The organism is Mycobacterium sp. ABE4_509 (genome assembly GCF_056160785.1).
Window position 1 is genome coordinate 1 of record NZ_JBSWXU010000151.1, and the last position, 12620, is coordinate 12620.

Annotated in this window: 12 protein-coding genes; 5 read left to right on the plus strand and 7 right to left on the minus strand. The window is 69.3% G+C overall.

From position 1 onward, the window contains the following. The first annotated feature begins 407 nt into the window (after positions 1–407). A complete protein-coding gene (locus tag ACXAID_RS23525; protein WP_475024596.1) occupies positions 408–2042 on the plus strand; it encodes a fatty acyl-AMP ligase in 1635 nt (544 codons plus the stop codon). Here ACXAID_RS23525 and ACXAID_RS23530 read toward each other — a convergent pair. Further along, positions 2035–3477: a lipase maturation factor family protein gene (locus ACXAID_RS23530; protein ID WP_475024597.1), complete on the minus strand. Its 1443-nt coding sequence runs from the start codon at positions 3475–3477 to the stop codon at positions 2035–2037. The two genes, ACXAID_RS23525 and ACXAID_RS23530, sit on opposite strands and share 8 nt — an antisense overlap. A gap of 63 nt (positions 3478–3540) precedes the next feature. Between ACXAID_RS23530 and ACXAID_RS23535 the strand changes: the two genes are divergently transcribed. The 3 genes from ACXAID_RS23535 to ACXAID_RS23545 all read left to right on the plus strand — a co-directional run bounded on the left by ACXAID_RS23535 (position 3541) and on the right by ACXAID_RS23545 (position 6619). Further along, the gene (locus ACXAID_RS23535; RefSeq protein ID WP_475024598.1) at positions 3541–4542 is read left to right on the plus strand and encodes an ATP-binding cassette domain-containing protein; all 1002 of its coding nucleotides are present in this window, start codon (positions 3541–3543) and stop codon (positions 4540–4542) included. Beyond that, complete coding sequence (locus ACXAID_RS23540) at positions 4539–5393, plus strand: ABC transporter permease (RefSeq protein WP_475024599.1); 855 nt, start codon at positions 4539–4541, stop codon at positions 5391–5393. The genes ACXAID_RS23535 and ACXAID_RS23540 overlap by 4 nt, the downstream gene beginning before the upstream one ends. Positions 5394–5566: 173 nt before the next feature. Continuing rightward, the gene (locus ACXAID_RS23545) at positions 5567–6619 is read left to right on the plus strand and encodes a 4Fe-4S binding protein (protein ID WP_475024600.1); all 1053 of its coding nucleotides are present in this window, start codon (positions 5567–5569) and stop codon (positions 6617–6619) included. Here ACXAID_RS23545 and pth read toward each other — a convergent pair. The 6 genes from pth to ACXAID_RS23575 form a co-directional block, all read right to left on the minus strand. Further along, on the minus strand, positions 6616–7194 hold the full coding sequence (pth, locus tag ACXAID_RS23550; protein ID WP_475024601.1) for an aminoacyl-tRNA hydrolase: 579 nt from the start codon (positions 7192–7194) through the stop codon (positions 6616–6618). The genes ACXAID_RS23545 and pth overlap by 4 nt on opposite strands. Positions 7195–7217: 23 nt before the next feature. Continuing rightward, entirely contained in the window at positions 7218–7859 is a 642-nt protein-coding gene (locus ACXAID_RS23555) for a 50S ribosomal protein L25/general stress protein Ctc (protein ID WP_475024602.1), read from the minus strand. A 150-nt stretch (positions 7860–8009) separates the two neighbouring features. Then, the gene (locus tag ACXAID_RS23560) at positions 8010–8891 is read right to left on the minus strand and encodes an oxidoreductase (RefSeq protein ID WP_475024603.1); all 882 of its coding nucleotides are present in this window, start codon (positions 8889–8891) and stop codon (positions 8010–8012) included. A gap of 122 nt (positions 8892–9013) precedes the next feature. After that, positions 9014–9694: an LpqN/LpqT family lipoprotein gene (locus tag ACXAID_RS23565; RefSeq protein ID WP_475024604.1), complete on the minus strand. Its 681-nt coding sequence runs from the start codon at positions 9692–9694 to the stop codon at positions 9014–9016. Then, positions 9691–10035 carry an arsenate reductase (glutaredoxin) gene (gene arsC / locus ACXAID_RS23570; RefSeq protein ID WP_421458898.1) on the minus strand — a complete coding sequence of 115 codons (345 nt, stop codon included), beginning with the start codon at positions 10033–10035 and terminating at the stop codon, positions 9691–9693. The genes ACXAID_RS23565 and arsC overlap by 4 nt, the downstream gene beginning before the upstream one ends. 6 nt (positions 10036–10041) lie before the next feature. Then, positions 10042–11022, minus strand: coding sequence for a ribose-phosphate diphosphokinase (locus ACXAID_RS23575; protein WP_421458900.1), 981 nt, complete (start codon positions 11020–11022; stop codon positions 10042–10044). A 164-nt stretch (positions 11023–11186) separates the two neighbouring features. On the opposite strand from ACXAID_RS23575, the gene ACXAID_RS23580 reads away from it, so the two are divergent. Continuing rightward, on the plus strand, positions 11187–12563 hold the full coding sequence (locus tag ACXAID_RS23580; protein ID WP_475024605.1) for a DUF2254 domain-containing protein: 1377 nt from the start codon (positions 11187–11189) through the stop codon (positions 12561–12563). Positions 12564–12620: the final 57 nt, after the last annotated feature.

A 12620-nucleotide genomic window follows, 5' to 3' on the forward strand; every position in this document is an offset into this window, starting at 1 on the left:
GCGCCGGGGTGTGCCGCACGGTGCGGGTGGCCAGCGGCCCGGTGCAGGGCGCCCGGGTGGTGCCCACGCCGTCGGCCGCGAGCTGACGTATAGCCGGGGTCACGAAAGAGTGTGACTCGTGCCTCATCTCCCGCATCCGTTTGGCAGCTACTTAAGAGTTGCTTAAGATGATCGGCGGTGAGAGCTAGCGGTCGAGCAGTGGACGCAGGAAGTCTCCCCGCCGAGATGACGCTCGGTGGGTGCTGGGCTGGATCCGTCGTCGGATCTGTGCCGGCCAACCAGACATCACCGATTCGAGACACAACCGCTCCCCAGATGTGCGCGCGCCTCCGCGACAGGGCTTCGCTTCAGGCGGAGCATGGCAAAAGGGCATGTGCGCAGGGGCAGATGTCGGCGAGGAGGTCGTCGTGAGCAGATTCACCGAGAAGATGTATCGCAATGCTCGCACCAGCAACCGTGGCATGGTCACCGGTGAGCCGCACGAGCCGGTCCGGCACACCTGGGCCGAGGTGCATGAGCGTTCCCGGTGTATCGCCGGCGGGCTCGCCGCGGCCGGTGTGGGGCTCGGGGACGCCGTCGGGGTGCTTGCGGGCTACCCCGTCGAGATCGCCCCGACCGCCCAGGGGCTGTGGATGCGCGGTGCCAGCCTGACGATGCTGCACCAGCCGACCCCGCGGACCGACCTGGCGGTGTGGGCCGAGGACACGATGAACGTCATCGGGATGATCGAGGCCAAGGCCGTCGTGGTCGCCGAGCCGTTCCTGGTGGCGATCCCGGTGCTGGAGGATAAGGGCATCACCGTTCTGACGGTCGACGACCTGCTGGCCTCCGACCCGATCGACCCCATCGAGGTCGGTGAGGACGATCTGGCGCTGATGCAGCTGACGTCGGGTTCGACCGGATCTCCCAAGGCGGTGCAGATCACCCACCGCAACATCTGCTCGAACGCCGAGGCGATGTTCATCGGCGCCGAGTACGACGTCGACACCGACGTCATGGTGAGCTGGCTGCCGTGCTTCCACGACATGGGCATGGTCGGCTTCCTGACCATCCCGATGTATTTCGGCGCCGAGCTGGTCAAGGTCACGCCGATGGACTTCCTGCGTGACACCCTGCTGTGGGCGAAGCTGATCGACAAGTACAAGGGCACCATGACCGCGGCGCCGAACTTCGCCTACGCGCTGTTCGCCAAGCGGCTGCGCCGGCAGGCCAAGCCCGGCGAGTACGACCTGTCCACGCTGCGTTTCGCGCTGTCGGGCGCCGAGCCGGTCGAGCCCGCCGACGTGGAGGACCTGCTCGACGCGGGTAAGCCGTTCGGGCTGCGCCCGGACGCGATCCTGCCGGCCTACGGCATGGCCGAGACCACGCTGGCGGTGTCGTTCTCGCCGTGTGGGGCGGGTCTGGTCGTCGACGAGGTGGACGCCGATCTGCTCGCCGCGCTGCGCCGCGCGGTGCCGGCGACCAAGGGTCACACCAAGCGGCTGGCCGAGCTCGGCCCGCTGCTGACGGACCTCGAGGCCCGTGTCATCGACGACAACGGTGAGGTCATGCCGGCCCGCGGGGTCGGGGTGATCGAGCTGCGCGGCGAGTGCGTGACGCCCGGCTACATGACCATGGGCGGCTTCATCCCGGCCCAGGACGAACACGGCTGGTATGACACCGGCGACCTGGGCTACATGACCGAAGACGGCAACGTGGTGGTGTGCGGCCGCGTCAAGGACGTCATCATCATGGCCGGCCGCAACATCTATCCCACCGACATCGAGCGTGCCGCGAGCCGGGTGGACGGTGTGCGTCCCGGGTGCGCGGTCGCGGTGCGCCTCGACGCCGGGCATTCCCGGGAGACGTTCGCGGTGGCCGTGGAGTCCAATGCGTGGGAGGACCCGGTCGAGGTGCGCCGTATCGAGCACCAGGTCGCCCATGAGGTCGTCGCCGAGGTGGACGTGCGTCCCCGCAACGTGGTCGTGCTCGGGCCGGGCAGCATCCCGAAGACGTCGTCGGGCAAGCTGCGCCGCTCCACGTCGGTGTCGCTGGTCACCTAGTCGTTGCTGAGTCGTCCCTGACCGGGCGCAGGTATTCGGCCAGGAACGTGCGGTGCCACCAGGTTCTGTCCTGCCGCAGTTCGCGCCACGTGGTGAAGCGGTACTCGTAGAGCCGGGCGCGCACGGCGCGCGGCGGTGCCTCGGGGAACGGATTGTGGCCCAGCAGCCGCAGTGTCGCCGCGTCGTTGTGCAGCAGCCGTGTCACCAGCGGCCGGAACCAGTCCCGCGCGAAGCTCGGTGAGATCGCGGCGAACCACATCATCCAGTCCAGCCGCAGATGGTAGGGCGCCCACTGGCGGGGCAGCCGGTGCGGATCACCGGGCTTGCCCTTGAAGCCGTATTCCTTCCAGACCGCGTCGGGGCCGGGCTCGTCGGCGGTGCCCTCGAGGATGATCTCGTGGCGCACCCGGCCGATGCTGCCGAACGCGCCGTAGGTGTTGACCAGGTGCAATGCGTTGAACGAGGCGTTCATCCGCTGGCGGTGGCCGAGCATGTTGCGCACCGGCCAGTAGCTGAGCAGCACCGTCAGCACCGTCGCGGCGCCGACCAGCGCGGCGAACCACAACGGCGGCGCAGCCAGCGGTGGGGGATCGGGCACCGGCAGCACCGCGGCGAACGCCGAATGATCGAGCGCGCTGAACGCCAGCACGATCGTCAGCCAGTTCAGCCACGCGAAGTTCCCGGACGCCACAAGCCAGAGTTGGGTGACGATGACGACCGCGGCGGCGATGCCGGCGACGGGCTGCGGGGCGAACAACGCGAACGGCACCACCAGCTGGGCGACGTGGTTGCCGGCGACCTCGACGCGGTGCAGCGGCTTGGGCAGGTGGTGGAAGAACCAGCTCAGCGGGCCGGGCATCGGCTGGGTCTCGTGGTGGTAGTCCAGACAGGACAGGTCGCGCCAGCACGGGTCGCCGCGCAGCTTGATCAGCCCGGCGCCGAACTCCACCCGGAACACCAGCCACAACACCAGCCACAGCGCCGGCGCCGGGGGTGCGATGTCGTCGTTGCCCAGGAACGCCGCGACGAAGCCGGCCTCCAGCAGCAGCGACTCCCACCCGAAGCCGTACCAGCGTTGACCGACGTTGACGATCGACAGGTAGAGCGCCCACATCAGCAGCCAGGTCGCCACCGCGGCCCACAGCGGCACCAGGTTCGTCAGCCCGGCGACCACCCCGGCGGCGATCGCGGCCCCCAGCCAGCACAGCGCGGCGAAGAACCGGTCGGTGTAGTGCAGCGCGAACACACTCGGCGCGGCCCGAAACGGCACCCGTTCGACGAAGCGGGGGACCGGCAGCATGCCCTGCTCCCCGATGAGCGCGCGGAACTGGCGGGCTGCGGCGACGAAGGCGATCAGATAGATCGCGCCGATGCCGCGCTGCACGACCTCCCTGGCCAGCCAGTGCTCCGGTGCGCTGAACCACTGCGCGTCCACGCTGGTCGGGGTACCCGGTGGCGGCGGGTGCAACGCCGCCGGGCGGGGAAAACCGATGGGCGGATGTCGGGTCTCGCCGATACCGTCGACGCCATGCAGTGGGCCACCGAGGAATGGGCGATCGAAGCCGTCGACCTGGTCAAGCGGTTCGGTGAGCACACCGCCGTCGACGGGGTGAGCTTCTCCGTGGCGCCGGGCACCGTGCTGGGGCTGCTCGGACCCAACGGTGCGGGCAAGACCACGACGGTGCGGATGATGACGACGCTGTCCGAACCCACCTCCGGCACCGCCCGGGTGGCCGGTTACGACGTGCGGACCCAGCCCGACGAGGTGCGCCGCCACATGGGCCTGACCGGGCAGGCCGCCACCGTCGACGAGTTGCTCACCGGCCGGGAGAACATCCGGATGATCGGCGGCCTCTACGGCATCCGGCGTCGTGACCTGAACCGTCTCGGCGAGCAGCTGCTGGACCAGTTCTCGCTCACCGACGCCGCCGACCGGGTGGTGCGGTCCTACTCCGGCGGGATGCGCCGGCGCCTCGACCTCGCGGTCAGCCTGTTGGCTTCGCCGCCGGTGCTGTTCCTCGACGAGCCGACCACCGGCCTGGATCCGCGCAGCCGCAGTGAGCTGTGGGACGTGCTGCGCACCCTCGTCGCGCAGGGCACCACGCTGTTGTTGACCACGCAGTACCTCGAAGAGGCCGATCAACTCGCCGACGACATCGTGGTGATCGACCGCGGGCACATCATCGCCCAGGGCTCGCCGATGCAGCTCAAGCAGCAGGCGGGCCGGGCCAGCCTGGTGGTGACGGTCTCCGACCCGGCTGACCTGGTGGCCGCGCAGGCCCTGGTGGGTTCTGCGGGGGCCGAGGTGTTCGTCGACCATGGTGCCCGCCGGCTCACCGCCGCCGCCGACGGCCTCGACGACATGATCCGGGTGGCGGGCCGGCTGCGGGACAGTGACATCGGTGTCGACGACATCGGCCTGTCCCGGCCCAGCCTCGACGACGTGTTCCTGACGCTGACCGGGCACCGCACCGACGACACCGAGGAGATCGGCGCATGACCGCACTGGAGACCACGCGGCAGGCGCCGATGATGCCCCGGCCGGTGCCGACCCGGCGCACCAACCTGGCGCAGCAGTCGTGGATCATGGTCAAACGCAACATGATCCACACCAAGCGGATGCCGGAGATGCTCAGTGACGTCACCGCGCAGCCGATCATGTTCGTGTTGTTGTTCGCGTTCGTCTTCGGGGCGTCGATCACCAACACCGGCGGTGCGTCCTACCGGGAGTTCCTGCTGCCCGGCATCCAGGCGCAGACCATCGTGTTCTCCGCGTTCGTGGTGGCCTCCGGCATCACCGCCGATGTGGAGAAGGGCATCATCGACCGGTTCCGCGCGCTTCCCATCTCGCGGTCATCGGTGCTCATCGGGCGCAGCATCGCCAGCGTCATCCACTCTTCGCTGGGTGTCGTGGTGATGGCGTTGACCGGCCTGGCGATCGGCTGGCGCATCCGCAACAGCGCAGGAGAGGCGGTGCTGGCGTTCGGGCTGTTGCTGCTGTTCGGGTTCGGGATGATCTGGCTCGGGATTCTGGTCGGGTCGGTGTTGCGCAGTGTCGAGGCGGTCAACGGGGTGATGTTCACCGCGCTGTTCCCGATCACGTTCCTGGCCAACACCTTCGTGCCGACCGAGCCGATGCCGCACTGGCTGCGGGTGATCGCGGAGTGGAATCCGGTGTCGTCGTTGGCGCAGGCGATGCGCGAGTTGTGGGGCAACGGCGGGCCGGCGCCGGCGAGTGCGCAGCTGCCGCTGCACTATCCGGTGCTGGCGACGGTGCTGTGGTCGCTGGCGCTGACGGCGGTGTTCGCCCCGTTCGCGCTGTACGCCTACCGGCGCCGTACCTCGGACTGACCCTTCGTTGGCGCCGACGGCGGCCCGTGCCCGCGCTTTCCCGTCAACAGCGCAGCCTCAACGGGTTTCGGGAAGCTTCTCCAGCTTGTCGAGTTGGGCCTTGTAATCCCACTTCATGCCGAATGCTGGCATCGCGGTGTCCACTCTGGGTATTGTCCGCTATACTCAGAGTCATGTCGCACACGCAACCCCGGCACCAGCAGCGGCTGCCGTCCCGCCTGGCCGAACATCCCACCGTGCGGGCCGTGCGGTCTCGGCCGCCACAGGAGCCGGCGCCCCTCGACGCGGACTGGCTGCGTCAGCTGTGCCTGGACGCCGGCGCCGACGACGTCGGCTTCGCCGCGGTCGCCGACCCGGCGCTGGCCTCGGAGAAGGAGTACGTCGAGGCCGCGCTGCCCGGTGCGGTCAGCTACATCTCGCTGGTGGTGAAGATGAACCGCGACAACGTGCGGTCCACTGCGCGCAGCGTCGCCAACCAGGAGTTCCACCGCAGCGGTGAGATCATGAACGAGGCTGCGCACCGGATCACCCGGGCGCTGCAGAATGCCGGGCATCGGGTGGTCAACCCGTCGGCAACGTTCCCGATGGAGATGAACCGTTTTCCGGGGCGCATCTGGGTGGTCGCGCACAAGCCCGTCGCGGTGGCCGCCGGACTGGGCGCGATCGGTATCCACCGCAACGTCATCCATCCGCGGTTCGGTAACTTCATCCTGCTCGGCACCGTTCTGGTGGCCAGCCCGATCAGCGGCTACGGCGCCCCACTGGACTACAACCCGTGCCTGGAATGCAAGCTGTGCGTCGCGGCATGCCCAGTCGGCGCGATCAAGAAGAACGGCGATTTCGACTTCATGGCCTGTTCGGTACACAACTACCGCGAGTTCATGGGCGGCTTCACCGACTGGGCGCAGACCATCGCCGACAGTGCCGACGCCACCGAATTCCGTTCCCGTGTGAGCGATTCGGAGAACGCGTCGATGTGGCAGAGCCTGTCGTTCAAGGCGAACTACAAGGCCGCCTACTGCATGGCCGTCTGCCCGGCCGGGGAGGAGGTCATCGAACCGTATCTGGACGACCGCAAGGGGTTCATGGACCTGGTTCTCAAGCCGCTGCAGGACAAGGTCGAAACCCTCTACGTGTTACCGGATTCCGAGGCGAAGGCACACGCCCAGAAGCGCTACCCGAACAAGCAGGTCAAGATCGTGGACAGCGGCCTGGGTATCCGCTAACCCCAGGCGTGCACGGTGTTCTGAGCGGGTTCGAGACCATCGGCGATCAACAGCTCGGCCGCGTCGGCGGCTTGCTCGCAGATGGTCGGCACCTCGGGGCGCTCGGTCGAGGAGAACGGCTGGAGCACGTAGGCGGCCGGATCCTGGCGGCCGGGCGGACGGCCGATGCCGATGCGCACCCGCTGGAATTCCTTGGTGCCCAACGCCGCGGCCACCGAACGCAGCCCGTTGTGGCCGCCTTCGCCGCCGCCGCGCTTGAGCCGGATCCGGCCGAAGTCGATGTCGAGTTCGTCGTGGATGACCACCACGTCGGCCGGGGACACCGAGTAGAACTTGGCCAGCGGGCCGACCTGGCGTCCCGACTCGTTCATGTACACCCGTGGCTTCGCCAGCACCACCGAGCGGCCCGCGAGCCGCCCGGTGGCCACTTCGGCGCCGGACTTCTTGTGCACCTTGAACGTATCGCCGAGGCGGTCGGCCAGGATGTCGGCCACCATGGACCCGACGTTGTGCCGGGTCTTGGCGTAGTTCGGCCCGGGATTGCCCAGGCCGACCACCAGCAGTGGGTCGGCCATCTGCGGCGTCCGTTCCCGCCGGGTTATTCGGAGTCGGATGCCGAATCCTCGGCCGGCTCCTCGTCGGCCGCCGGAGCAGCTTCGCCTTCCTCACCGGCGCCCTCGGCCTCGAGCTCTTCCTCGCTCGGCGCCTCGACGACGTTGACCACCAGCATGTCGGGCTCGGAGACCAGCGAAACACCCGCGGGCAGCTCGATGTCGCCGGCGGTGATCTGGGTGCCTTCCTCGGCGTCCTCGACCGAAACGGTGAACTGCTGGGGGATGGAGGTGGGGTCGGCCTCGATCTCGATGGTGTTGGCGTCCTGGGTGACCAGGGTGCCCGGCGCGGCGTCGCCCTCCACGACGACGTTGACCTCGACGGTCACCTTCTCGCCGCGGCGCACCACGATCAGGTCGGCGTGGGTGATGGTGCGGTGGATCGGGTGGATGTCGAGCGCCTTGGGGAGGGCGAGCTGCTCACTGCCGTCGATGTCGAGGGTCAGCAGCGCGTTGGTGCCGGCATTGCGCAGCACGGCCGCGAACGCGTGGCCGTTGAGCTCGAGGTGGCGCGGCTCGGTGCCGTGGCCGTACAGCACGACGGGCACGCGGCCCTCGCGGCGAGCGCGCCGGGAGGCGCCCTTGCCGGTCTCGGTGCGGACCGCAGCGGTCAGATTGTTCGTCGCCATGATTTTCTCCTGTGCTCAACAGCTGTCGTGGTGGGGCACGGCCAGGGGGGCACACCGAGAGACGATGAGCGATATCCCGTCGATAACGGCGGCCCTGTCAAGCAGGCCACCCTCGCCGTGACGCGCCAGCCAGGGTAGCGCAAGCAGCGCTCAGAGCGGAAATTCGGTGGCCGTGAGCTGCTCGGACAGGGTCCACAGCGCCTGGCTCTTCGCCTGGTTGCGCGCCAGCGGGCTGCGCAGGCTCGGCCCGGTCGGCCCGCGCATCCCGAACCGCGGCCCGACGAAGCTGTCGCCGGGCAGGTCGTTGGCCACCGCGTAGAGGGTCTGGCGGGCACCGAAGTCGGCGTCGGTGGCCAGCAGGCCGTTGGCGGTGTCCCAGAACCGCGCGCCCTGCGGGCTGCCGGTGTTGCCCTGCAGGTTCGTCGCCGAGTATCCGGGGTGTGCGGCCAGCGCGCGGACCTTGGACCCGGCCGCGTCCAGGCGGCGCTGCAGCTCGCTGGTGAACATCAGGTTGGCCAGCTTGGACTGCCCGTAGGCGGGCCAGGCCAGATAGGGGCGCGACTTCCAGTTCAGGTCGGTCAGGCTGACGTAGCCGAACAGGTGCATCATCGACGACACGGTGACCACCCGTTCGGTGATGACGGGCAGCAGCAGGTTGGTCAGTGCGAAGTGGCCCAGATGGTTGGTGCCGACCTGGCTTTCGAATCCGTCGGCGGTCAGCGCGTAGGGCACCGCCATGATTCCGGCGTTGTTGACCAGCACGTCGATGCGGTCACCGGACAACGTGAAGCCTTCGGCGAACTCCCGGATCGAGGACAGGTCCTGCAGATCGAGCCGGCGCACCTGGACCTCACCGGTCATCTCGGCCGCTGCGGCTGCACCCTTGTCGACGTTGCGCACCGCAAGGATCGTCCGGGCGCCGACGCGGGCCAGCTCACGGGCTGCGACCAGCCCCAGGCCGCTGTTGGCCCCGGTGACGACGACGGTGCGCCCGGCGAAGGAGGGCAGGTCGGCCGCGGTCCAGTCAGACATGGCCCTCACCCTAGTGCGCGCAGGTTAAGCCGGCCGAAACGGCATTCCAGCAGCGAAAGTGCGAGTGCGCGGCTGCTGGAATGCCATTTCGGCGAAAGGTGGCGAAAGGTCGGGCGGTGGCCCTACCGGGGAGCGGTCGCCCCGCCGGGCACCTCGACGGTGAACCCGTCGATGATCGCCTCGATGTCGGGTGCCTCTTCGGCGGCCTTGTCGGCGTAGCCGGTGACGGTGAACTGGACCAGGTAGCGCTGCCGTTGCGGCGGTGCGCCGGTGGCGATGACCACCCGGTTGTAGGTGTGCATACGCGAACCGGCGAGGTCGTAGCTGCCCTCGATCACCGATGACGGGAACCCGTTGAAATCGTCGTCCGACGAGCCGAGCCGGCGGAAGTTCTCCGACATCTCGGCGTCGACGTCGGCGTGCCGCAACGCCGTGGCGGCGTCGAACTCGCCGTCGAGCTCGAACACCATCAGCATCGCGGTGGGGTAGGTGTCGCCCTTGGCGATCATCCGGGTGCCGGGCGCGAGACTGGCGTCCCGGTAGGGCTCCCAGCCCGCCGGGGTCGGCATCGACACGGTCAGGTCGGCCAGCTTGTCCGGGGCCACCGGCTGACCGACGACGCCGATCTCCTCGAGGAACTGCGACAACGGGACCTGCGCGGCCTGCGTGGCGGTCGACTCCGGTTCGGGGGCCGGCGCCGAACTCGGGGTCGACCACACCGACTGGTAGTCGGGCGCCTCGGTGGTGCAGCCGCAGGCCAGCACCGCCGCCAGCGCCGCGGCCAGTACCGGCCGAGCGGTCACAGAATCTCGCGGACCGCGTCGAGGGGACGTGCCAGCCGGGTGCCCTTGGCCGTGACGACGAACGGCCGTTCGATCAGGATCGGGTGCTCGGCCATCGCGTCGAGCAGCTCGTCGTCGGTCGCGTCGGCCAACCCGAGCTCGGTGTAGAGCGACTCGCGTTTGCGGACCGCGGTGCGCACGTCGACGCCGGCCGCGCTGATCAACTCGGCCAGCTCGGCGCGCGACGGCGGTGTCTTCAGATAGAGCACCACCTCGGGCTCGATGCCGTTGTCGCGCAACAATTCCAGGGTCTTGCGTGACGTCGAGCACCTGGGGTTGTGGTAGATGCGCGGTTGGGTCATCGCAGGTCAGGCCGATCCGTCGAAAAGCCCCGTGACCGAGCCGTTGTCGAAGACCGCGCGGATCGTGTTGGCCAGCAGCGGGGCGATCGAGAGCACCGTCAGCTGCGGGAACACCTTCTCCTCGCTGATCGGCAGCGTGTTGGTGACGATGACCTCGCGGGCACCGCAGCCGGCCAGCCGCTCGGGTGCCGGGTCCGACAGCACACCGTGGGTCGCCGCGATGACGACGTCGGCGGCGCCGTCCTCCTTGAGCAGCCGCACCGCACCGGCGATGGTGCCGCCGGTGTCGATCATGTCGTCGGTGAGGATGCACGTCTTGCCGGCGACGTCACCGACGACGCGGTTGGACTTGACCTGGTTGGGCACCAGCGGGTCGCGGGTCTTGTGGATGAAGGCCAGCGGCACCCCGCCCAGGGAGTCGGCCCACTTCTCGGCCACCCGCACCCGGCCGGAGTCGGGGGAGACGACCACCATGTCGTGGCCGGCGTAGTTCTCGGCGATGTAGCCGGTCAGCAACTTCTGCGCGCGCATGTGGTCGACGGGCCCGTCGAAGAAGCCCTGGATCTGGTCGGTGTGCAGATCGACGGTGACGATGCGGTCGACGCCCGCGGTCTTGAGCAGGTCGGCCACCAGGCGCGCCGAGATGGGTTCGCGGCCGCGGTGTTTCTTGTCCTGGCGGGCGTAGGGGTAGAACGGCAGGATCGCGGTGATCCGCTTGGCGCTGCCCCGTTTGAGCGCGTCGATCATGAGCAGCTGCTCCATCAGCCACTGGTTCAGTGGCCAGGGGTGGCTCTGCAGCACGAATGCGTCGCAGCCGCGGACGGACTCGTCGAAGCGGACGAAGATCTCGCCGTTGGCGAAGTCGCGCGCCGTCTGCGCGGTGACCGGGACGTCGAGCTCCTTGGCGACCTGCTCGGCCAGTTCGGGGTGCGCGCGGCCCGAGAACAACATCAGGTTCTTGCGGTTGTCAGTCCACTCGTGGCTCACGGGCTGCCCTCGGCTTCTCTGATCGGATCGATACGACGGCCATCGTACGGAGCGCTGATCCGCACACGCTGGCGGGTTACCAGAATGCCAACATTGCGCGACCGATTGCTACCAGTGGGTAGCCTCGGGGACGCGGCGGTGGCGACACCGACTATCACGCGGAGGTGGTGGACGTGGCCTTCTGGACGGCGGTCAACCGCCGCAGAGCCTGGATGCTCGACGCGATCCGCAGCCGGCTGTGGCCGGTGCCGGCGATGGCGGTCGTCCTGGCGATCGCCGCGGGGCTGCTGCTGCCCGAGCTCGACGGTGCACTCGACGGCGCCCTGCCCGCGGAGGTGTCGCGCTGGATCTTCGGCGGCGGCCCGGCCGCCGCCCGGGAGGTGCTGGCCGCGATCGCGGCGTCGGTGATGACGGTGACCTCGCTGACGTTCTCGCTGACGCTGGTGACGCTGCAGCTGGCCAGCGGGCAGTTCTCGCCGCGGCTGCTGCGCACCTTCGCGCAGGACAAGTTCGTCCAGCGCACCCTCGGGTTGTTCGTGGCGACGTTCGCCTACACGCTGACCGTGTTGCGCACGGTGCGCGACAGCGACAACGGCGGCACGGTGTTCGTGCCGCAGATCTCGGTGACCGTCGGCTATCTGCTCGCGGTGATCAGCGTGCTCGCGCTGGTGCTGTTCCTGGCGCATCTGGTGCGCCAGATCCGGGTGGAGACGCTGCTGGGGTCGGTGCTCGGCGAAGCCCTGCGCAACGCCGAGACCAGCCTCGAGCAGATGGACGAGTCCGCCCAGGTGGAGTCGGCGCCGTCACCGCCGGCCGGGGCCCACCCGGTGGGTGCCCCGAGTACCGGCTTTCTGACCGGGATCAACCAGCAACCCCTGGTCGAGGCCGCGTCCCGGGCCGGGGCGGTGGTGGCGCTGAACCGCAAGCCCGGCGACTGGCTGGTGGCCGGCACGCCGGTGGCCATGCTGTGGGCCGGTACCGGGGGCGGGCTGGACGACGACGCGATCGACGACCTGCGCGGCTGCGTGGCCAAGGTCATCCACATCGGCGACGAACGCACCCCGGTGCAGGACATCGGCTACGCGGTGCGCCAGCTCACCGACGTGGTGGTCAAGGCGCTGTCGCCGGGGATCAACGACCCGACGACGGCGGTGCACGGCATCGGGCACCTGTCGGCCCTGTTGTGCAGGCTGGCCGACCGCCGGCTGGGCCACGCGGTGCACCGCGACGACGACGGCGTCGCGCGGGTGGTGGTCCAGGGGCCGGAGCTGGCGGATCTGCTCGACGAGGCCGTCACCCAGCCACGGCACTACGGCGTCGAGGACGCCGCGGTGCTGGCGGCGCTGACCCGGCTGCTGCGCGATCTGGCGTGGTGTGCCGGCAGCGTGCACGAGCAGGCCGTCACCAGCCAGTTGGCGCGGATGCGGCGCACCGTGGCCGGACAGGACTTCGACCCCGCCGAACGCGAGAGTCTCGAGCAGCTCGCGCTGTCGGTGGAGGATGCGCTGGCCCGGCGCTGGCGCAGCCCCGAGGTGCTCTAGCGGGCGGGGTGTCCGCCCGGACCGTCGTCGTCGCCGGCGGCTTCGGCGGCGCGGGCC